This window comes from Pleomorphochaeta naphthae (assembly GCF_055396005.1).
In genome coordinates, this window is sequence record NZ_AP042457.1 from 302,164 (window position 1) to 323,035 (window position 20,872).

The 20,872-nt window shown below is 29.3% G+C and carries 19 protein-coding genes and 1 tRNA gene; 11 read left to right on the top strand and 9 right to left on the bottom strand.

The window, feature by feature from the left end; all coding sequences use genetic code 11:
- Positions 1-11 precede the first annotated feature (11 nt).
- Both ACZ5SO_RS01405 and ACZ5SO_RS01410 read left to right on the top strand, forming a co-directional pair.
- Positions 12-737: a hypothetical protein gene (locus tag ACZ5SO_RS01405; protein ID WP_464626268.1), complete on the top strand. Its 726-nt coding sequence runs from the start codon at positions 12-14 to the stop codon at positions 735-737.
- 7 nt (positions 738-744) lie between these two features.
- The gene (locus tag ACZ5SO_RS01410) at positions 745-1,056 is read left to right on the top strand and encodes a hypothetical protein (protein WP_464626270.1); all 312 of its coding nucleotides are present in this window, start codon (positions 745-747) and stop codon (positions 1,054-1,056) included.
- 409 nt (positions 1,057-1,465) lie between these two features.
- Here the strand turns inward: ACZ5SO_RS01410 and ACZ5SO_RS01415 are convergent.
- Positions 1,466-1,549 (bottom strand) — tRNA-Leu (locus tag ACZ5SO_RS01415).
- A 159-nt stretch (positions 1,550-1,708) separates the two neighbouring features.
- On the opposite strand from ACZ5SO_RS01415, the gene ACZ5SO_RS01420 reads away from it, so the two are divergent.
- Positions 1,709-2,482, top strand: coding sequence for a class I SAM-dependent methyltransferase (locus ACZ5SO_RS01420; RefSeq protein WP_464626272.1), 774 nt, complete (start codon positions 1,709-1,711; stop codon positions 2,480-2,482).
- Positions 2,483-2,550: 68 nt separating this feature from the next.
- On the top strand, positions 2,551-3,642 hold the full coding sequence (locus ACZ5SO_RS01425) for a 6-phosphofructokinase (protein WP_464626273.1): 1,092 nt from the start codon (positions 2,551-2,553) through the stop codon (positions 3,640-3,642).
- A 57-nt stretch (positions 3,643-3,699) separates the two neighbouring features.
- Here the strand turns inward: ACZ5SO_RS01425 and ACZ5SO_RS01430 are convergent, their stop codons facing one another.
- From ACZ5SO_RS01430 to ACZ5SO_RS01440, 3 genes are read right to left on the bottom strand one after another with little or no spacing between them, the layout of a single operon-like run.
- Positions 3,700-4,539 (bottom strand): carbohydrate ABC transporter permease, encoded by an 840-nt coding sequence (locus tag ACZ5SO_RS01430; protein ID WP_464626274.1) that lies wholly within the window; start codon positions 4,537-4,539, stop codon positions 3,700-3,702.
- Between the two features lies 1 nt (position 4,540).
- On the bottom strand, positions 4,541-5,470 hold the full coding sequence (locus ACZ5SO_RS01435; protein ID WP_464626275.1) for a carbohydrate ABC transporter permease: 930 nt from the start codon (positions 5,468-5,470) through the stop codon (positions 4,541-4,543).
- Positions 5,471-5,520: 50 nt separating this feature from the next.
- Positions 5,521-6,768 (bottom strand): ABC transporter substrate-binding protein, encoded by a 1,248-nt coding sequence (locus ACZ5SO_RS01440; protein ID WP_464626277.1) that lies wholly within the window; start codon positions 6,766-6,768, stop codon positions 5,521-5,523.
- 311 nt (positions 6,769-7,079) lie between these two features.
- On the opposite strand from ACZ5SO_RS01440, the gene ACZ5SO_RS01445 reads away from it, so the two are divergent.
- Positions 7,080-8,243, top strand: coding sequence for an ROK family protein (locus tag ACZ5SO_RS01445; protein ID WP_464626279.1), 1,164 nt, complete (start codon positions 7,080-7,082; stop codon positions 8,241-8,243).
- On the opposite strand, the gene pepF is transcribed toward ACZ5SO_RS01445, so the two are convergent.
- Together pepF and rdgB are read right to left on the bottom strand one after the other, a co-directional pair.
- Positions 8,240-10,012, bottom strand: coding sequence for an oligoendopeptidase F (pepF, locus tag ACZ5SO_RS01450; protein ID WP_464626280.1), 1,773 nt, complete (start codon positions 10,010-10,012; stop codon positions 8,240-8,242). The genes ACZ5SO_RS01445 and pepF overlap by 4 nt on opposite strands.
- A gap of 13 nt (positions 10,013-10,025) precedes the next feature.
- The gene (gene rdgB, locus ACZ5SO_RS01455; protein WP_464626281.1) at positions 10,026-10,607 is read right to left on the bottom strand and encodes an RdgB/HAM1 family non-canonical purine NTP pyrophosphatase; all 582 of its coding nucleotides are present in this window, start codon (positions 10,605-10,607) and stop codon (positions 10,026-10,028) included.
- A gap of 225 nt (positions 10,608-10,832) precedes the next feature.
- On the opposite strand from rdgB, the gene gcvT reads away from it, so the two are divergent.
- From gcvT to ACZ5SO_RS01485, 6 genes are read left to right on the top strand one after another with little or no spacing between them, the layout of a single operon-like run.
- Complete coding sequence (gene gcvT, locus ACZ5SO_RS01460; protein WP_464626283.1) at positions 10,833-11,906, top strand: glycine cleavage system aminomethyltransferase GcvT; 1,074 nt, start codon at positions 10,833-10,835, stop codon at positions 11,904-11,906.
- Between the two features lies 1 nt (position 11,907).
- Positions 11,908-12,270 (top strand): glycine cleavage system protein H, encoded by a 363-nt coding sequence (locus tag ACZ5SO_RS01465; RefSeq protein WP_464626284.1) that lies wholly within the window; start codon positions 11,908-11,910, stop codon positions 12,268-12,270.
- A gap of 2 nt (positions 12,271-12,272) precedes the next feature.
- Positions 12,273-13,589 carry an aminomethyl-transferring glycine dehydrogenase subunit GcvPA gene (gene gcvPA, locus ACZ5SO_RS01470; protein WP_464626285.1) on the top strand — a complete coding sequence of 439 codons (1,317 nt, stop codon included), beginning with the start codon at positions 12,273-12,275 and terminating at the stop codon, positions 13,587-13,589.
- Positions 13,586-15,013 (top strand): aminomethyl-transferring glycine dehydrogenase subunit GcvPB, encoded by a 1,428-nt coding sequence (gene gcvPB, locus ACZ5SO_RS01475; RefSeq protein ID WP_464626286.1) that lies wholly within the window; start codon positions 13,586-13,588, stop codon positions 15,011-15,013. The genes gcvPA and gcvPB overlap by 4 nt, the downstream gene beginning before the upstream one ends.
- Complete coding sequence (locus ACZ5SO_RS01480; RefSeq protein ID WP_464626288.1) at positions 15,003-15,968, top strand: lipoate--protein ligase; 966 nt, start codon at positions 15,003-15,005, stop codon at positions 15,966-15,968. The genes gcvPB and ACZ5SO_RS01480 overlap by 11 nt, the downstream gene beginning before the upstream one ends.
- Complete coding sequence (locus ACZ5SO_RS01485) at positions 15,956-17,269, top strand: dihydrolipoyl dehydrogenase family protein (protein WP_464626289.1); 1,314 nt, start codon at positions 15,956-15,958, stop codon at positions 17,267-17,269. Before ACZ5SO_RS01480 ends, ACZ5SO_RS01485 begins: the two co-directional genes overlap by 13 nt.
- Before the next feature lie 68 nt (positions 17,270-17,337).
- Here ACZ5SO_RS01485 and ACZ5SO_RS01490 read toward each other — a convergent pair whose 3' ends face one another.
- From ACZ5SO_RS01490 to clpX, 3 genes are all read right to left on the bottom strand, one after another.
- Positions 17,338-18,381 (bottom strand): hypothetical protein, encoded by a 1,044-nt coding sequence (locus ACZ5SO_RS01490; protein ID WP_464626291.1) that lies wholly within the window; start codon positions 18,379-18,381, stop codon positions 17,338-17,340.
- Between the two features lie 228 nt (positions 18,382-18,609).
- Complete coding sequence (locus tag ACZ5SO_RS01495; RefSeq protein ID WP_464626293.1) at positions 18,610-19,599, bottom strand: DHH family phosphoesterase; 990 nt, start codon at positions 19,597-19,599, stop codon at positions 18,610-18,612.
- A complete protein-coding gene (gene clpX / locus ACZ5SO_RS01500; RefSeq protein WP_464626294.1) occupies positions 19,599-20,870 on the bottom strand; it encodes an ATP-dependent Clp protease ATP-binding subunit ClpX in 1,272 nt (423 codons plus the stop codon). Before clpX ends, ACZ5SO_RS01495 begins: the two co-directional genes overlap by 1 nt.
- Between the last annotated feature and the right edge of the window lie 2 nt (positions 20,871-20,872).

Below are 20,872 nucleotides of genomic sequence, written 5' to 3' on the forward strand. Positions count from 1 at the left end.
TAAGGAGAAGAATGTTGCAGCTATTATTATTTGATGATTGTGTAAATAAAGAAACAGCTAATAAAAGGCTGCAACGATATGTTGCTAGCGGCCTTAAATTTCTAAATATTGCTGAAGTTTCATCAATATTAGATTTAACCCTTAGTCAAGTTAGAAATGCAATATATCTTTATAGACTTGATGCATTATTAATAGGTGGTGTTTATAGAATCCCCTGGTTTTCAATTATTGAATATATAAATGAAAAAAGTGAAATAACAAGACAGTTTTTTGCTTATAAAAGATATATTGAAGAACATGAAATTGATGGGATTTTAGAATATCACCGATTAATAAATACTGGCACCAGTAAAGAACAAGCTATAGAGATAATTAAATCTAAGAATAACTATATATCTGATGAGATACTCCAGGATATCGATAATTTAGATATTTTCGAAAACAAAGAAACTATAGAAGATCCAAGATTAATTGATTGGTATGAATTAAATAGATTAAATATTCCTTTTAGAATTTCAATAACAACTTTATCTGATCTATTAAGGCTTCCTTTAAAACGTTTAATAGAGGATACAGGCTTAGAGAGAGATTGTTGTGTTATAGAATGGCCTGAAGTGTATGATTTATTGATTTCTAAAGAAATGATTAACTTACCAGTTGAATATCGAAGTAGGAAATATAGTTTAAATGAAGAAAGCGAAGAGCAAGAAGCTTACAAACAACTAAAATTATTTTGAGGAATATATGAGAAAGAAAGTTAAAGTTTTTGTTATTGGAAGTAATTATGATTTAATCAATGATTTTAAAGAGAAAATGAATAAGAATGGATATCAAGTAGTTAGTTACAAAGATATTAAATTATATAAATTTGAGAAATATAATGAGGAGGAGAAAATACTAAGGAAAACATTATTTGGAATTACAACCTGTGATGGTGTTACTTCAGTTGAAGATACAGTATTAACCAGTAAGATCATTAAAGTATGTAATATCTTAGGAATTCCCTATTTATCAGTTCATAATTGGATAGCATATCTGAATAATAGGAGTAAATAGAATAGTTAAATTCCCATAAAGTCCACCTAGAAGGGTGGCTTTTTTTTATGGTTGAAAAGTGTTTATTTGGCGTTTATACTGTGTTTATAAAACACGATATTGCTTAAAACAACATGATAAAACACGAAAAAATTGTCATTTTTGCTTAGAAAAGTGGTCAAAAAGCTGGAATTTTTTGTCAAAAATTTTGGAATGTACAGTCAAACAACTGTAGATACTATGTGTGAATGTTTAAATGCTGTGGTAAATCAAATTTTTATAGGTAATAGATTCTCTGCAAGAATACAAGAAAATATAGCATAATATTTAGGATATACTTTCTAGTTTGAATTAGTATCTTCAATTGCTGAATTTATAAAAATATATTTCAAATATTGATAAATGTTCAAAAGATTGTAAAAAAAAAAATTGCGGCTAACTGGACTTGAACCAGCACAGGCTTTCGCCCACAAGCACCTCAAGCTTGCGTGTCTACCAATTCCACCATAGCCGCAGAATTTGTAATTATCGAATGAAAGATACACTAAGATAAAATTCTCGTCAAGTAGGAATTAAATAGTTGTTCCCTATTTTTTGTCTAATAGTTTTAATTTTTTATTTAGTTATAATGCCTTGTTGCCAACACCTTAAATGAGGGTTAAACTATCTATATATGAAAACATATCAAGAAAATAATGCTGAGGCATGGGATAGTGAAGTAGAAAAGAATAATTTATGGACTGTTCCGATTGATAAAGAAACTTTAGAGCAAGCAAAAGTAGGTCAATTTAATATATATTTAACCCCACAAAAATTTGTTAAAAGTGACTGGGTGAAAGACTATAAAAATAAAAAAATATTAGCATTAGCATGTGCGGGAGGCCAACAAGCAATAGCTTTCGCTGCAGCTAATAATGAGGTAACTGTATTCGATATAAGCGAAAAACAATTAAATCAAGATAAATTGACAGCAAAAAAGTTTGATTTACATATAGAAACCGTAAAAGGGGATATGCAAGATCTTTCAGCTTTTGAAGATGAGACTTTTGATTATATATATAATCCAACTTCAACTTGTTTTATAAGTGATGTTGAAAAAGTATATAAAGAATGTTTTAGAATATTAAAAAAAGAAGGAGAGTTTGTTACTAGTGCAACAAATCCGGCTTTGTATTTATTTAGAGAGAAAGATGTTTTAAATAACAAATTAAAAATAAAATATACTATTCCATATTCAGATCTTAAAAGTTTAAGTAAAAAGCAAGTTCAAAAAATGGTCGATAAAAAAGATACGTTTGAGTTTAGCCATACTATTGATAAATTAATTGGGGGAATAACAAAAAGCGGCTTTGTTATTACAGATTTTTATACTGATTATAGCAATAATGAATTATTAGATAGTTTTATTCATGATTGTTATTTTGCTATTAGATGTAAAAAGATTTAGATTATCACTTCTTTTATTTAAATTTTGTTTTTATTTTAAATATATATATTAGTCAACAAGGAGAAAACATGAAAATTGGTATTTTAACTAGTGGAGGGGACTGTCCAGGTCTTAATGCTGTAATTAGAGGGTTTAGTAAATATGTATTTAATCAAATAAAGGACGTTACCCTTTATGGTTTTACCGATGGATATTATGGTTTGATTCATAACGAACATAGAATTTTAAAGAAAAAGGACTTTTCTGGCATCTTAAATGTTGGAGGCACCATTTTAGGAACTAGTAGACAACCTTATAAGTTAATGACTGTTGAAGATAGAAATGGTAATTCTAAATTAGATTTAATGAAAGATACATATAAAAAATTAAAACTAGACTTATTAGTAACTCTTGGAGGAGCCGGAACTCATAAAACTGCTGCTTTACTTGCTAAAGAAGGTTTAAATGTAATTGGTTTACCTAAAACTATTGATAATGATATTTGGGGAACTGATGTAACTTTTGGATTCCATAGTGCTGTAGATATTGCAACAGAATGTATTGATAGAATACACACAACCGCCGCAAGTCATGGTAGGACTATGTTTATTGAATTGATGGGTAATCGTGTTGGTTGGTTAACTCTATATTCTGGAATAGCGGGTGGTGCTGATGCTATTTTATTACCTGAATTTCCTTATGATCCTGAAGAAGTTTCAAATTTAATTGAACAGAGAAATAAAGAAGGGCATGCTTTTACTATCATCGCTATAGCTGAAGGGGCTATGACTAAAACTGAAAGTAAATTAAAGAAAGATGAAAGATTAGCTTATCGAGGAGGGGAGACTACTTCAACAAAAGCTTTAGCTGCCTATATTGAAAAAAAATGTAATGTTGAAACTAGAGTTGTTGTCCCAGGACACCTACAAAGAGGAGGCAATCCAAGCGCTTATGATAGATTATTATCATCAGAGATGGGTAGCTTTGCAGGTCGACTAGCCCTTGAGGGTAAATTTGGAACCACAGTAGCTATTAAAGATAATAAAATTACATATAATAAATTATCTGATGTAGCCGGTAAAACTAAGTTTATTTCAAATAATCATCAAATGGTAAATATCGCAAGAGCTATGGGAATTAGTCTTGGTGATGGGAAGAAATATAAGTTAGAAGAAATATAAAAATAATAAACCCCTAATTTTAATTTTTAAAATTAGGGGGGTAATAATATACAAGATTTATCCTTTTACGGCACCAGCTGTAACACCTTCAATGAATTGACGTGACATAGTCAAATACAGAAGTAAAACTGGAATTGCAGATAATGTTAACACTGCTAATACTTTTGACCAGTCTGTTTGATACTGACCAAATAATCTTGTAACTCCTAATAATAAAGTTTTACTCTTTTCATCACTAATAAATATTAATGGGAACCAAAGATCATTCCAATATGGTACTAAGTTATAAATAGCAACAGTAGATAGGGCTGGTTTAATAAGTGGCACTATCACAGCTGTGAAAATTTTAAATCTTGAAGCCCCATCCATAATAGCAGCTTGGGTTAATTCTAATGGAATTTCCCTTATAAATTCTGTTAAAACAAAAACTCCAATAGGAACTCCCATTGCTACATAGATTGGAATAAGAGCCCAAATTGTATTTAATAGAGATAAGAATTTCATTATTTCAATTATTCTAATCGATGCAATTTTAATTGGTAACATCATTCCTGCAATCAAAAAGAAAAATATCAGTCGAGCTCCTTTCTTTCTCCAAAAAGCTAGAGCATATGCAGCTAGAGATGAAATAATTATCATGAAAATAAGTGATAGAATAACAACAATGAAACTGTTTTTAAAGTAGATTAGAAAATCACTATCTTTGAAAATTGTAGAATAGTTTTTAAAATTGAATTTACTAGGTAACCCAAAAGGATTTATGTATATAGATAATCTAGTTTTAAAGCTATTTATTATTAATACATATATTGGAAATAATACAATCAAACACCAAATAATCATTATTATATGATAAAGAGTATGTCTGTTATGTTTTTTTAAACTATTTGTTGACATATTAATTATCTCCATTTGTTGCTTTTAGTATAGGGATAACACCTAGTAATAAAACTATAAATGTAATAGTTGCAACAGCTGCACCTAGCCCTGGATCTGCAATAGCGATAGGGTGCTCTCCTGCAATTCCTATTCTATAGAAAAAAGTTCCAAGTAAGTCAGTTGAGTATCCTGGTGCTCCATTTACAGTCTCAGTTGCAAAAATAATGTCGAAAGCGTTAAAGTTATTTACAAAAGTCAAAATTGTAATCATTCCAATAACAGGCTTTATTAATGGTACTTTAATTTTTATAAAAGTCTGCCAAGCTGAAGCTCCTTCAATTGCAGCAACTTCAAGGCAATCTTGAGGTATATTTTTTAGAGCAGCAATAAACATCATAGTTGGAATACCCATCCATTGCCAACAAGAAATCAAAGAGACGGTTATTAAAGCTGTGCTTTCAACACCCAGCCAAGGTTGAGCTAAAAAGCCTAAACCAATTTTAGTTAATGTATCGCCTGCCCAAATTGGATTTAATAATAATTTCCATAGATATCCTGTAACAAGTACTGCGAAAGTAGTTGGAATAAAAATGACAGTTTGGTAGAACCCTTTAGCTTTCATAGTTCTAGTGGTTATAATAACAGCGAATAAGATTCCAAGACCATTTTGAAAAATCATATTTATGATGAAAAATATAATAGTGTTACCAAAAGCACCTTTGTATCTAACTGATAAAGTCTCATCTGTAAATAATTTTTTAAAATTTCCGAAACCTATAAACTCTCTTGTCGTGCTTGTACTCCCTGTATATAAACTCAATCGCATAGAGTCTATTAAAGGGTATGCCATAAAAATAATATAGATAAGTAATGCTGGTATGATATATAAAAGCCAATACCAACCACTTGGATCTGTTGAGAATGTTTTATTTTGTTTGTTTAATTTCATAATTTGAGCCTATTAAAGCTGCTAAGAAATCTTAGCAGCTTTTTCATAATTTATAAATCTAAATTCTCATAAGCTTTTTGAATTTCATTTGCAGCTTGAGTTGGAGTAATTAAGCCTTTCATTACTCTTATTACAGCTTGATCCATTGGAGTATATAAATCTAGTAATAAAGGCCATACAAATCTAGCATCAGTTTCTTTTCCTTCATTTAAGGCTAAGAATTCATTTGCTTGAGGCAATTCAATTTCAATAGGAGCATTTATCATTGGGAAGAAGCCTGCAGGTAAGTATTTAGAAGCAGTTGAAGCACCTTCTACTGTACATAGCCAACTCAAGAAAGCTTTTGCTTCTTCTGGATACTCAGTTTTAGTATTCATAGTTATAGCCATATCAGGATGGAAACAAATAGCTGTTTTATTTCCTTTAGGAGCAGGAATAGCAAATACACCCCAATCAAAAGTAGTTTCACCATAAGTTCCAACGGTCCATGATCCATCGATAAACATTGCAGCTTTACCTGTAGCAAATAGGGCTTGTGAATCATTATATGTTACAGATTCAAAGCCTTTAGGACAATATTGGGCAACATCTTTCATAGCAGTAAAAGCTTGGATGAATTTATCATTGTTAAATTTTAATTCACCTTGTTCATATTTTACTCTTTCACTAGCACCACCAATAAAGTTTGGCAAAGCGCCTAAGAAAAATGTTTCTAAAATATCCCACTCATCGGCTAAGCCGTTAGCAAGAGGTGTTATATCCATTTTTTGAAGTTTGTCACAAACCATTAAGAAATCTTCCCATGTGGTTGGAACTTGAACACCAGCCTTCATAAATAAGTCTTTATTATAATAAACAGCATGAGATACTGCAGCAAAAGGTACAGCAAACATTTTACCATCTGGTGCCATCCAAGGAGCTTTGTTCGAATCAGTAAAATTAGCTAAACCTTCAATATCAGAGCAATCTGCAAAAAATCCTGCTTCATATAATTCAATTCCTGGTGCATAAGATCTAGCATACATCAAATCAGGACCTGTTCCTGATTCAAGTTGTAATCTTAATGTAGCATTATAATCTGCGGGGTTGGTAGGTTTGAAATCAATTTCTACATTTGGAGCAACTTCACTAGTATATACATCTAGTAAATTATTCATAGCATCAACATCGTCAGCCCTCCATGAACCCATAGTTAATACTACTTTTTCAACTTCACTTTCTTTGCTCCCAGATGCAAAAGCACTAGTAGACAAAATTAGTGAAACAGTTAACAGTGCAAAAAAAATTTTTTTCTTCATTTTATAAAACTCTCCTTAATTTTTTAAAACTAATTATATTATGTTGCTTTTTTATTTATTCTGTCAATGAAAAAATAAAAAGAATATTAAATTTAGTTTTTTGAATAAATGAGCTAAAAAAATAATTTTTATAATATTTTCTTTTATTATAATAATTTACAGAAAAAATTTAAATTTATTTAAATAAATAACTATACAAAAAACACTGTATTTATGTATAGAATTTTAATAAAAATAGATAATCCCATTTTTTCATTGACAGAATAAATGATTGGTTTGATAATGTAAACATAACACAATGAGGTGAATAAATGGCTAATGGTCAATATCAAAAAATAGTAAATTCAACACAGATCCTTCAAGAATTAAGAAAAGGTCCAAAGTCTAGGAGTTATTTAGTAAATAGTCTTAAAGTTCAACCATCAACAGTAACGTATACCTTAAATAGATTAAAAGATAATAATTTAGTAGTTGATACGAATGTAATTAGTGATGATAACCACAAAAAGGGACGAAAAAGGACTCAAGTTGTTTTAAATAAAGATGCTGGGGTTGTATTTGGAGTTGATTTACTTGTAGATAGTTTTAAAATCATAATTCTTAATTTTGATGGATCAATTTTTACAAAAATAGAAGAAGAATTTAATAACACAATTATACCAGCAAAAAAAGGTAGTGTTAAAAGATTTAAGCAGTGCATTAGATATATTTTATCCACTATTGAAGCAAAATGTTGTAATACTAAAATTCTTGGAGGATGTATATCAGTTGCTGCAATTGTTGATTTTGATGGATTAACTGTAGTTAAAAGTTTAACTTTTGATATTGTTGATGTTGATATACAAGATTGTGTTAAAAATAGAGATTATCCAGTATATTTAGAAAATGATGCAAATTGTGCTGCAATAAAATATAGAGAGGGTAATTATGATAGTTTCTTATATTCTTTAGTTAGAACCTATTATGACAAAGAGCTTCCTGAAGGAGTACCTTCCCTTGGTGTTGGTATGGGGATTGTAATAAATGGACAATTGTTTAGGGGCTGGGGATCTAGATCTGGAGAATTTGTTAATTTTGTTTATCAAGAAGGGAAACAAAATAGACAACTTGATATTGCAAATGAAATTTTGATGAAATTGAATGATAATAAGTCAAATTTAAAATTGTTTATAGATAATTATGTAGACAAACTTTTATTTACAAATGCTCTTTTAAACCCTAGAACAATATATTTAGGAGGCGATTCAGAAATTTGGAATGATAAAATTTTAGAGAGCATTAGTGAACGCTTTCCTGGAAAAAGTGAAGAAGAAATTAAAACAACATTTTGTTTTACTTTTTTAGAACATACAGAAGATGATGTAGCATATGGAGCAAGCTACCTAATGTTAGATTTCTTATTCCATATGCCTTATTTTACATCTAAAGAACATTCTTGGGAACATAATTCATCCCCTCTGCTAAAAGATATTTAAACTAAAGATTCAAACTCTTTTAACATTTGTTTAAAATGATCGACTGCTGATACAATAGCATCTTTTTTAGACATATCAACACCAGCTAGTTTTAGAGTATCAATTGGGAATAGTGAGCCACCACTCTTTAAGAAACTCATATATTGATTTAAGTCGTTTTCATCACCATTTAAAACTTTTTTACTTAAAGCAATAGCAGCAGAAATTCCAGTTGCATATTTATAAACATAGTAAGAAGAGTAGAAATGAGGAATTCTAAGACCTTCCATGTCGCTAACATCTAGAAGTTCAACACTGTCACCAAAATATAGCTCTAATAGTTTTCTATATTCGCTTCTCATAACATCAACAGTGATTGGCTTACCACTTTCTGCTAGAGTGTGCATAATATGTTCATACTCAGCAAACATAGTTTGTCTAAATAAAGTTGCGATAATATCGTCTATTTGTTTACCTAAGATATAAGCTTTCTCATTTTTATCACTAGCTTTATCTATAAGATATTTTGCAAGAAGTTGTTCGTTAAAAGTTGAAGCAACTTCAGCTTCAAAAATAGTGTAGTTATGATTAAAATAGTTATTATTTTTAGCACTATAGTAAGAGTGCATTGAGTGGCCACCTTCGTGCGCCATTGTAAAGATATCTCTCAAATCATCTTCTTTATAATTTAAAAGAATATATGGATAACTTGTATAAGTTCCACTTGAGAAAGCTCCGCTTCTTTTTCCTTCATTTTCATATTTATCAACCCATCTTTGTGTAGTTAGGCCTTCTTTTAAAATAGAAGTATATTCACTTCCTAAAGGAGATAAAGCTTTAATAACTAAATCAACTGCCTCATCATAGCTATGGTGAGTTTCAAAGCCTTTTACTAAAGAAGTATAAACATCATAGTGTTTAATTTTATCTTTATTCATTAACTTAGCTCTAAGTTTGTAATATTCATGTAAAACATCTAAAGAAGAGTGAACCTGTTCAATTAAATTGTCATAAACTTTTTCATCAACATTATCACCAAATAGTTTTTTACTTCTTGTTGAACTATAACCTCTAACTTTAGATGAGAAAATATCTTGTCTAATAGCAGTTTCATAAGTATTAGCTAAAGTATATTGATGATCTTCATATACTTTATATAATTGAGTATAAGCTTGTTTTCTAATTTCTTCATCCTCGTCTTTTAGAAATAGAGAGAAAGATGATTGAGTTAAAGGTTTACCATTGATTTCACCAAATTTAAAATCAACATTAGTTAAGTCGTTAAAAATTTTACTAGCTTTGCTGCCAACTTCCATTTGAAGAGCAAGAATTTTTTCTTCATTTTCATTTAAAATATGAGCTTTTTGTCTTTTTAATCTAAATAAAGTAACCTTTAGATGTTCAAAATCTTTATCTTCAAGATAATTATTAAAAGTATCATCATCTAGTTTTAGAATTTCAGAATCCCAAAAAGCAAGGGCAGAAACATATTTAGTATATACATTAGTTACAGCACTCATCATTTTTAAGTTTTCAACATTACTTGAATCAGATGAAGCTTTTAGTTGGGCATATTGGAAGAGGTTTTCTAATTCGATATCAGTTTTTTCTAACCATTCAAATCCTTTTAAAAGACTTTCTTTACTTGTAATTAAATTACCATTAAGCTTTTCTGCTTCACTTATTTTATTCTCTTCAAATTTACTTAAAGCACTATAAAATTGCTTATCATCACTAAAAAGTGGCGATAAATCCCAAGTATCTTTTACATCTATTTCACTTCTTTTCATAATTTTTTTATCCTTATTTAATATTTTCAATTAACTTATTCATAGCTCTAGCTGCTCTACCTCTATGACTATAATAGCCTTTAGCTTGAGAATCTAGCTCGGCCATAGTTTTTCCAGCTTCAGTAATGAAAAATACAGGATCATAACCAAAACCTTCTTGACCAGTTTGCTCAAGAGTAATTTCACCTTTTACTTCTTCCGTCACAGTATAAATCCTATTTGGACTAATATAAGCTACAAGAGAGCAAACAAAACTAGCAGATCTGTTTGTTTCACCTTTTAAATTGCTAAGTAAATATTCATTTCTTTCTTTACTTTCTAGAATACGATTAAATACATCACTGCCGTATCTAGCCGTTTTAACTCCAGGTTTCCCATCTAAAGCTTCAACACAAAGCCCAGAATCATCTGCAATAATAGGTTTATGTAAAACATCATAAAGTGCTTTAGCCTTGATTAAAGCATTGCCTAAAAACGTAGGTTCATTTTCATCAACCTCAACCATATTTTCAGCTTTAATTAATTCAATATTTGGCATTAAAGCTTTTAATTCTTGATATTTGTGATCATTTGTTGTTGCTAAAATAAAGTTCATAAAATAAAGATACAATTTGTTTAAAAACAAGACAAGCAATAATACTTAATTTTGTTTTTTTTTCTTGCAAAATGATGTTTTCAATGTTTTACTATTTACAGTAGAGTTTGATAAATTGAACAAAGGAGTGAACAAATATTAATTTAAAATTAATAATTTAAGCTTTAAAGACGATTTATCATTTTTTTATTTAAAATGAAAGTTAAATAAAAAAAGGAGGTCTCTATGCAGAAAAAAACGTCTTTATATGATGAGCATGTAGCCTTAAATGGTAAAATGGTAGAATTTGCAAATTATATTTTACCTATCCAATATAGTTCAATTGTTGATGAACATATGGCTGTTAGAGAAAAAGTCGGAATTTTTGATGTTTCACATATGGGAGAAATTTTAATTGAAGGAGAGGATGCTCTTTCTTTTGTAAACTATCTTGTTTGTACAGATATTTCAAAAATTAAATCATCTAGAATTAAATATTCTCTACTTTTAGACAATAATGGAGCAATAATTGATGATTTGTTAGTTTATTGTTTGAATGAGAATAAACTACTTTTAGTTGTAAATGCTTCTAATAAAGAAAAAGATTATAAGTGGATTTTAAATCACAAAAAAGATGGTGTGAAAATTACAGATAAAAGTGACTATTATTCACAAATTGCCATCCAAGGTCCTCTTTCAAAATCAGTTTTAGAAAACATTGTAGATTTAAAATTGCTTCCTCAAAAGTATTATACTTTTAACGAGAGTGTTAATATTTTAGGTCATGAAGTTTTAGTATCTAAAACAGGCTATACAGGTGAAGAAGGCTATGAAATTTATGGAGATGGTCCTTCTATAAAACATATCTTTAACGAATTAATTAAACTAAATGTTACCCCTTGTGGACTTGGTGCTAGAGATACTCTACGCCTAGAAGCTGGAATGCCTTTATATGGTCATGAAATGGATGATAAAACATCTCCCTTGGACACAGCCTTAGAATATTTCTGTAAAGCAGATAAAGAAAAATTTATAGGGAAAGAAATGCTTGAAGATAAGGGGTTAACTAGAGTTGGATTAAAAAATTTAGATAAGGGCATTATTAGAGAAAAAATGGAGGTTTATCATAATGGTGAGTTCATTGGTTTAACAACTAGTGGTACATACCTCCCTTATTTAAAAGGTTCTTATGCAATGGCAATAATAAATAAAAAATATTCCTTAGAGAATACTCAAGTAGATGTTAAAATTAGAAATAGATATGTGAAAGCTCAAATAGTAAAACTACCTTTTTATAAAAGAAAGAAAATTGGAGGATGATATGGAGAGAGAACTTTTTTACACTGAATCACATGAATGGGTTCAATGGTTAAATGATAGTGAGGCCTTAGTTGGCTTAAGCAATTTTGCTACTTCTCAGTTAGGTGATATAGTGTATATAGATATCAGTGAAGATAGTGTCGAGGCAAAAGATGTTTTAGGAGATATAGAGAGTGTAAAAGCTGTTTCTGATTTTTATTCTCCATTTACTGGTGATGTTGTAGAAGTTAATCAAGATATTATAGAAAATCCTGCTTTAATTAATGAAGATAGTGAAAATACTTGGATTTGTAAAATTTCAAATATTACAGATAAAGTTAAACTTTTTAATAAAGAAGAATATGAAGCTTTAATAAAGGATTAGTGATGAGTTATGTAGTTAGCAGTGATGCAGAAAGAAAAGAAATGCTCAATGTTATTGGGGTATCTAGTATAGAAGAATTATATAATGATATTCCTAAAGAAGTTTTATTAACTTCTCCTTTAAAAATTGAAGAAGGGAAAAGTGAATTTGAAGTTGTAGCAGATATGAGAGAAAAATCTCTCAAAAATAAAGTTTTTGAATCAACTTTTAGAGGAGCTGGTAGCTACAGACATTTAATTCCAGAAGTTGTCAAACATTTAAGTTCTTTAAGTGGTTTTGTCACCTCATACACACCATACCAAGCAGAGTTAGCTCAAGGAAATTTACAAACAATATTTGAATATCAAACACAAATGTGCGATTTATGTGATTTAGAAGTTTCTAATGCTTCAGTTTATGATGGGGCGAGTGCTGCTTGTGAAGCAGTGATGATGAGTTTATCAAAGAAAAAAAATAAAATTCTAGTTTCAAAATCCATCCATCCTTCTTATATTGATGCAATCTCAGCATATGCTTTTGCTAGGAATATAGAAGTAGAAATAGTTGAGTTGAAAGATGGGAAAACCTCACTTGAAGATTTAAAAACAAAAGATTTTAAAAACATATCCTCAATTATTGTACAAAGTCCTAATTTTTATGGTTTAGTTGAAGATGTTGAATCAATTTCATCTTTTTCCAAAGAGAAAAAAATTGAATGTATAGAAATTGTCAATCCAATATCATTAGCATTATTAAAAACTCCTGGTGAGATGAAAGTTGATATAGCTTGTGGAGAGGCTCAACCTTTAGGTTTAGATCAAAGTTTTGGGGGCCCTTATCTAGGTTTCATTGTTACAAGTAAGAAATATTTGAGAAAAATACCCGGTAGAATTGTAGGTCAAACTCAAGATATAAATGGAAGAACTTCGTATGTATTAACCCTCCAAGCTAGAGAGCAGCACATTAGAAGAGAAAAAGCGACTTCAAGTATTTGTTCTAACGAAGCTTTAAGTGCCCTAAGATGCTCAATATATATGGGGGCTATGGGAAAAGTAGGTATAAAAGAAGTTGCACAAAGATGTTTCAATAATGCTCATTATACAGCTGATAAAATATCGAGTATTCCAGGATTTTCTAAAAAATATAGTGGAGAATTTTTCCATGAATTTGTTGTAAAAACACCTGTAAGTGTTGATTTAATTAATCAGAGGTTAAAAAAACATAATATTGAAGGTCCTTTTAAATTAGATGATAGAGAGATGCTAGTTTGTGTTACTGAAGCAATTAGTAAAAAACAAATCGATGAATTTATTAGAATACTTGAGGAGGTAAGTAAATGAGCTTAATATTTGAAAAATCAATCAAAGATCATCGTTGCACAATCTTACCAAAACAAGATATTCCTAATTATGAAATAGAGCCTTCGATGAAAAGAAAAACTGACTTAAAACTTCCAGAAATTTCGGAAATTGACTTGGTTAGACATTATACAAACTTATCAAAGAAGACTTTTGGTGTAGATAATGGATTTTATCCTCTTGGTTCATGTACTATGAAATATAATCCAAAAGTAAATGACACCTGTGCAGCCTTTAGAGGGTTTACTGATATTTCTCCAAATAGCGATGAGGAAGATGTTCAAGGGGCCTTGGAAGTTATTTATGAAAGTGATAGAGCACTCTGTGAAGTAACTGGAATGGATAAGATGGTTTTTCAACCAGGAGCAGGAGCTCATGGAGAATTTACTGGTCTGTTAATGATTAAAAAGTATCATCATTGTAGAGGGGACTTCAATAGAACAAAAGTTATAGTTCCAGATAGTGCACATGGAACAAATCCTGCTAGTGCAGCTATGAATGGTTTTACAGTAGTAACAATTGAAAGCAAAAATGGAATTATAGACTTAGATGAATTAGATAAAGTTCTAGATGATAGTGTTGCAGCCTTAATGTTAACAAATCCCAATACTCTTGGATTATATGATCCAGGTATTTTAGAAATTACAAAAAAAGTTCACTCCTGTGGCGCTCTTTGTTATTATGATGGTGCAAATTTAAATGCAATAATGGGTCTTTGTAAACCAGGAGATATGGGTTTTGATTGTATCCATTTAAATCTTCATAAAACCTTCTCAACACCACATGGAGGAGGTGGCCCTGGGGTTGGATCTTTAGGTTGTAAAAGTTTTCTTGCAGATTATATGCCCAGTCCTATAGTTGTTAAAGAAGGTGATAAATATTCATTTAAAAAACCTAACAAGACAATTAATAAAGTAACAGCTTTTTATGGGAATTTTTTAGTTTTAGTTAGAGCCTTAACATATATAAAACATTTAGGAAGTGATGGCTTAAAAGAGGCAAGTGAAAATGCAGTTTTAAATGCAAACTATTTAAAAGAGAAGTTGAAAAAGACATATAAAGTTGCTTTTAATAATCATTGTATGCATGAATTTGTTTTAGATTTATCAGCATTTAAAGAGCAATATGGAGTTAAGGCTATCGATGTATGTAAACGTATGATTGATTTTGATATGCATCCACCAACAATGTACTTTCCTTTAATAGTCCATGAGGCTTTAATGTTCGAACCAACTGAAACAGAGAGTAAACAAACTCTAGATAAAGTTGTTGAGGTCTTAGAAAAAATAGCAAAAGAAGCTAAAGATGAAAATATTGATTTAAGCAGGGCTCCTTTTACAACAGAAATTTGTAGAGTTGATGAAGTTACTGCAGCAAGGAAACCAATCGTAAAATATGAGCATTGATAAAATTCTATATTATGAGAGTAAAAGTTTTAATCCTTACCAAAACTTATCTTATGAAGAAAAGTTAATGGAGAAGGTTAATGAAGGTGAGCTTATTTTTTATCTTTGGCAAAATAAAAATACAGTTGTTATTGGACGAAATCAATCAGCTAAAGATCAATGTAATTTAGATTTAATGAAAAAAAATAATATCTTATTAGCAAGACGCTCTTCTGGAGGTGGAGCTGTTTATCATGATTTAGGAAATTTAAATTTTACATTTATTTCAAAAAATAAAGACTTTGATATAGCAAAACATCTTCAAGTTATTAAACAGAGTTTAAATGAATTTGAAATATATGCTTATTTTAGTGGAAGAAATGATTTATTAGTAGATGGATATAAAATAAGTGGTCAAGCTTATTTAAAAACTTCTGATGTTTCATTACATCATGGAACTCTATTAGTAAATGTTGATTTATCAGATTTAACAAAATATTTAAAAAAAGATCTTACAAAGTTGAAAACTCATGGAGTAAAAAGTCACATTCAAAGAGTAAAAAATATATCTGAATTTAATAATAGAGTTAATATATCAAATATTAAAGAAAGCTTAAAAAAAGTAGTTTCAAAAGTATATAACTGTCCTTTAATTGAAAAAGAAATTGCAGAAAATGATTTGTGTAATAAATATTTTAGTCAAAAATGGTTATATAGATTAAACTTAAATAGCAAAAGAATTAAAAAACGATTTGGTTATGGGTTAATCGATATAAACTTCGAGATTGTTGATAATTTAATAGTAGATGTCCTAATCAACAGTGATATTATGGATGTAAATATTGTTGACGAAATTAAAGAAAATTTGATTAACAAAGAATTTAATAAATCATTAATTAAAAGTATTACACTATCCAATAAAATAATTGAATCAGATGTAAAAAAAATGATAGAGGATGAGATATGTACGACTTAATCGTAATTGGTGCAGGGCCAGCTGGTTATGAAGCTGTTTTAGAGGCAGCTACTTTTAATAAAAAGGTCCTTCTAGTAGAAAAAGATAAGATAGGTGGAACTTGTTTAAATTATGGTTGTATCCCTACAAAATCTCTTTTATCACAAACCCATCTTTTTAAAGATGTGAATAGCCATAGTGATATATTAAATTATGATGATTTAAGATTTGATTATTTAAAAATTTTACAAAATAAAGATAAAACAGTAGATAGACTAAGAAAAGGAGTCGAATTTTTATTAAAGAAAAGTAATGTTGATGTAATAATTGGAAATGCTATTTTAGAAAGTCCTAATACAATTTTAATAGAGGATAAAAGGTTTGAAGCAAAAAAAATTTTATTAGCTTTAGGTTCAAAACCAGCATCTTTAAACATTGATGGCTTTGATAATTGTATAGACAGTAAAGCGTTATTAGATACGGATTTGTCAACTGTCAAGCAAGTTGTAATTATAGGTGGCGGGGTAATTGGTGTTGAAATTGCGACAATCCTTAGTAATTTAGGAATAAACGTTATTATAGTAGAAGCCAAAGATCAATTAATTTTTAATAGTGATATAGACTGTGCTAAAAGGTTAGAAAAATTATTTAAGAGAGAAAAAGTTAAAATTTATTTATCTACATTTATTAACAAAATCGAAAAAAACAAAGTATATACTGAGGATAAAAGTTTTGAAGGCGACTTAATTATTTCATGTGTAGGTAGAGTTGCAAATATAGCTGATTTTGATCCAAAACATCTTTTACAAATAGACAATAATTGTATTAAAGTTGATGATAACTTTAATACAAATTTAGAAAATGTTTATGCAGTTGGCGATTGTGTTAAAGGTTTGCAACTAGCACACTGGGCTAAAGCTTGTGCCTTGAATGTTGTAAATTCATTATATAGTGGAAAATCCATATATAATTTAAGAAATGTTCCAAGATGTATTTATACTTGGGAAGAAATAGCTAGCGTTGGAGAAAATGAAGGAGACGGCGATATAGTTGTTAAGAGAGATTTTGTGGCAAATGCAAGAGCTTTAATTGAAAATCAAAATCGAGGATTTGTTAAATTAATTTTTACAAAAGAGGGTCTCTTTAAAGGTGCTTCTTTAATGTGTTCAAGAGCAAGCGATATGATAAATACCTTTGTTATTGCCTTAAATAATAAATTAACAATTAACATGATGGTAGAAGATATATATCCTCATCCATCATTTTCTGAAGAGATAGGGGAAGTCTTGAAAGACGCTTATAGTATAATAGTTAATAAATAATAGTGTCTTATTATTTTTTAGAAAGTCTCCTAGTTTTTAAATACAAAACTTAGGAGACTTTAATGTTTCTATGATAATTTCAATTCTTTAGACAATATATTTTTTGCAGCACTTATAGAAGATGCTACTGTTCCTTTCTTAATATCTAGAGCTTTAGCTAAAGTTCTTTGTGATACATGCATGTTTAATGTTTTTCTTATCTTAGAAGCATTTTTAATCATAGCTTTTTTATCCCAGGAAATTGAGGTTTTTAATTGATTTAAATCATATAAATCAGTTGAAAGTTTATAATGATTAATCAAGTAATTTTTATAATGTTTATTATTTAATTGAGAGTATTTCTCTAATCTTTCATATTTTATTTTGATTAGATTTCTACAAGCAGAAAACAAAGAAATAATTTTTAGTTTATTTACACTGAAAATATACGCGACTTCATCAACGTAGTTTTCTAAAATTGCATCAGGCATTGTCAATAAAAGTAATAGTATACTCCGTCTAGTTGATTTTTTGTTTAATCTTTTTTTTAAACTATCTAGATGAGAAAAGGAATAATTAACTTTTGTTTCTTCTTTATTATGCAAAATATCATTAAATAAATCAGAAAATGGGGAATCTTTAAACAAAGTATTTTGATCAATATTATTAATTAAATATTGTTGTTCATTTTCTTCAAACTTATATTTAAATGTTGCAATGGTCGTCGAATTTTGAGATGAATCATCATAGATTACTTCTTTTTCAAAAGCATCACTATGATTGACAACAACTTCTAGGTTTAAATTATTGTATAAATAATCATGTTTTAGTTTTAATTTAAAATATTTTATTGAAATTTTTATAAAGTTGAGATAGTACTTTTTGAAATTATCCGAACATTTTTTATCAAAATTATAAATTGTATTTCTTATTTTTAAACTAGAACTAAGATAAAAATCTGCTAAAAATTGTTCTTTTATTAAATCATTTTTTAATGGATAGTAATAAAGTAGTAATTGGCATTTTTCAATCAATTTCTTTGTATCACTTCCGATAAAATCTTCTTTATTTGACTTTTCATATAATTGATTTAATAAATTAGATTTAATAAGTATATCATAATCATTTTTCATATTTATTTGACTGAAAGAAATTCTTTCATCCTCCTCGCACTCTCTTATGCAAAGACTATGCCAGGTTAAATTGGGAAAAACTATTTTATAATTTACTTTGTATTACTTAATTATGTAAATTAGCTATTTTAAAAAGAAAACACTATAAAAAGGCACTACTTAATAATTATTTAGTAGTGCTTATATAGTAATAACTTATTTTAATCCTAAATAGTAAGAAAAAAAATCCTAATTTGAGCAAGTAAACACGGAGTTAAGCCTATCAGTTACCTTATCTATTACTTCAGCAAGGGAACCTATTATAGTTGCTCCAGAGGCTTTTACGTGACCGCCACCACCGAAATAGCTTGCGAATTCGCTCATGTCGAAATCACAATTATAGTTAGCTCTTAATCCTAATTCGACTTTATTATTTTCTATTTCTTTAAATAAAATAATAGCCTTAGTATGTTCAACACTTAAGAGCTGTCCATAATAAGAATCACTAGGACATTCTTTTCCATCGCTTAGATAAAATATTGAAGTCGCAACTTGATTGTTGCATAAAAAAGTTGTTCTTTCTATTAATTTAGCAAGATTTTTAATGTATTCAAAAGATTTACCACCGCTCATCATAGCAAATGTTAATCTTGGATCAGCTCCTTTATCCACTAATTCACCAGCCATTTTAATGGCATTACCATTTTTTTGAGAGATGAATTTAAAGAAACCACTGTCTGTTGCAAACCCAAAGAATAAATGTTGGGCTATTTCTTTTGTTATTTCAATGTTTAATTGATCAAAAAGTTTTTGAATCAGAAGGGTAGTGGATATTGATTCTGTAAAAATATAACTATATTTCCAACCTACTGAGAGGGAGGTCTTATGGTGGTCAATTACTACTGTTGTTAAATCTTGAATCTTTTGTGCAAGAGAACCAATTCTACTCCATTCGCCACAATCAACTAAAAAGATTAATGGTTTTAAAGAGAGCATTTCATCGGTGATTTCTCTTGCAAAAAGATGTTCTACTTCTTTAGATTCCGCTCTCTCAAAAGGGCCATCATTAGCTAGGATAACCGAATCATATCCAATTTGCTCAAGTAAATATTTAAGAGCTAATTGACTTGAAAAACAATCTCCATCAGGTTTCTTATGTCCAATTACGATGGCATTTTTATTTGATTTAATTAAATCAATAACCTCTTGAGAATATTGAGGGAATGTATATTTGTTCATTAAGCAGTAATCTCCCTAGTCTCGGTAAACTCGATTAAGGAGCCATCAGAAGAAAATACTTTAGGCTTTGCTCCATCAGTAACGCATTCTTTTGTTAAAATAACTTTTGTAGCATTCTTATATGAAGGAATATCGAACATTATTGAAATCATAATATTTTCAACAATTGATCTAAGTCCTCTTGCTCCAGTCTTCTGTTCAACAGCTTTAGCAGCAATTGCTTTAATTGCTTCATCTTCGAACTCAAGGTTAACATCTTCTAATTTAAATGATGTCACATATTGTTTGATGATGGAGTTTTTAGGCTCACTTACTATTCTAACTAAGTCATCTTCGCTCAAATTATTTAGTGCTACATGAATTGGTAGACGACCAATAAATTCTGGAATTAATCCAAATTTTACTAAGTCATCAGGAAGAATTTGTTTATATAATTTTGAAAGATCTTTTTCTTCTTGAGATAGAATTGTTGCACCAAATCCCATAGGTTGAGATGCTACTCTTTTTTCAATAACTTTATCTAATCCAACAAATGCACCACCACAGATAAATAATATATTACTTGTATCTATTTTTAACATTTCTTGGTTAGGGTGTTTTCTACCACCTTGTGGTGGAACAGAAGCTACAGTTCCTTCAATAATTTTTAAAAGAGCTTGTTGGACACCTTCGCCACTTACATCCCTAGTAATTGATACATTTTCGCCTTTTTTGGCAATTTTATCTATTTCATCAACAAATATAATTCCATGTTCAGCTGCTGCTATATTATTATCTGCATTTTGAATTAATTTTAATAAGATGTTTTCAACATCTTCACCAACATAACCAGCTTCAGTTAATGTTGTAGCATCAGCGATTGCAAATGGAACCTCTAGTTTTCTTGCTAAAGTCCTTGCTAATAAAGTTTTACCTGTTCCAGTAGGTCCAATCATTAAGATGTTTGATTTATCAATTTCAACACCATCTTTTTTGATTTTGCTTTGGTATTTTACTCTTTTGTAGTGATTATATACTGCTACAGACAAAACTTTTTTTGCTTCGTCTTGGCCAATAACATATTCGTCTAAATATTCTTTTAGCTCTTTTGGAGTTGGTATTACATCAGGAAGTACTTTTTCACTTTCTTCAAAAATTGGTTCTTCTTTGAGAATTGCATTGCAAGTTGCAATACATTCATCACAAATGGATACACCAGGTCCATTAATTAATTTTTTGCAGTCAGAAGCTTTCTTTCCACAAAAGGAACAAGATTTACTACCTCTTGCCATTA

Coding starts and splice junctions, on each gene's coding strand:
- gcvT (WP_464626283.1), top strand. CDS start 10,833: ATGCAGAAAAAAACGTCTTTATATGATGAGCATGTAGCCTTAAATGGT.
- ACZ5SO_RS01435 (WP_464626275.1), bottom strand. CDS start 5,470: ATGAAATTAAACAAACAAAATAAAACATTCTCAACAGATCCAAGTGGT.
- ACZ5SO_RS01430 (WP_464626274.1), bottom strand. CDS start 4,539: ATGTCAACAAATAGTTTAAAAAAACATAACAGACATACTCTTTATCAT.
- ACZ5SO_RS01495 (WP_464626293.1), bottom strand. CDS start 19,599: ATGAACAAATATACATTCCCTCAATATTCTCAAGAGGTTATTGATTTA.
- ACZ5SO_RS01425 (WP_464626273.1), top strand. CDS start 2,551: ATGAAAATTGGTATTTTAACTAGTGGAGGGGACTGTCCAGGTCTTAAT.
- ACZ5SO_RS01485 (WP_464626289.1), top strand. CDS start 15,956: ATGTACGACTTAATCGTAATTGGTGCAGGGCCAGCTGGTTATGAAGCT.
- ACZ5SO_RS01440 (WP_464626277.1), bottom strand. CDS start 6,768: ATGAAGAAAAAAATTTTTTTTGCACTGTTAACTGTTTCACTAATTTTG.
- ACZ5SO_RS01465 (WP_464626284.1), top strand. CDS start 11,908: ATGGAGAGAGAACTTTTTTACACTGAATCACATGAATGGGTTCAATGG.
- clpX (WP_464626294.1), bottom strand. CDS start 20,870: ATGGCAAGAGGTAGTAAATCTTGTTCCTTTTGTGGAAAGAAAGCTTCT.
- rdgB (WP_464626281.1), bottom strand. CDS start 10,607: ATGAACTTTATTTTAGCAACAACAAATGATCACAAATATCAAGAATTA.
- ACZ5SO_RS01445 (WP_464626279.1), top strand. CDS start 7,080: ATGGCTAATGGTCAATATCAAAAAATAGTAAATTCAACACAGATCCTT.
- gcvPB (WP_464626286.1), top strand. CDS start 13,586: ATGAGCTTAATATTTGAAAAATCAATCAAAGATCATCGTTGCACAATC.
- ACZ5SO_RS01410 (WP_464626270.1), top strand. CDS start 745: ATGAGAAAGAAAGTTAAAGTTTTTGTTATTGGAAGTAATTATGATTTA.
- ACZ5SO_RS01405 (WP_464626268.1), top strand. CDS start 12: ATGTTGCAGCTATTATTATTTGATGATTGTGTAAATAAAGAAACAGCT.
- ACZ5SO_RS01480 (WP_464626288.1), top strand. CDS start 15,003: ATGAGCATTGATAAAATTCTATATTATGAGAGTAAAAGTTTTAATCCT.
- pepF (WP_464626280.1), bottom strand. CDS start 10,012: ATGAAAAGAAGTGAAATAGATGTAAAAGATACTTGGGATTTATCGCCA.
- gcvPA (WP_464626285.1), top strand. CDS start 12,273: ATGAGTTATGTAGTTAGCAGTGATGCAGAAAGAAAAGAAATGCTCAAT.
- ACZ5SO_RS01490 (WP_464626291.1), bottom strand. CDS start 18,381: ATGAAAAATGATTATGATATACTTATTAAATCTAATTTATTAAATCAA.
- ACZ5SO_RS01420 (WP_464626272.1), top strand. CDS start 1,709: ATGAAAACATATCAAGAAAATAATGCTGAGGCATGGGATAGTGAAGTA.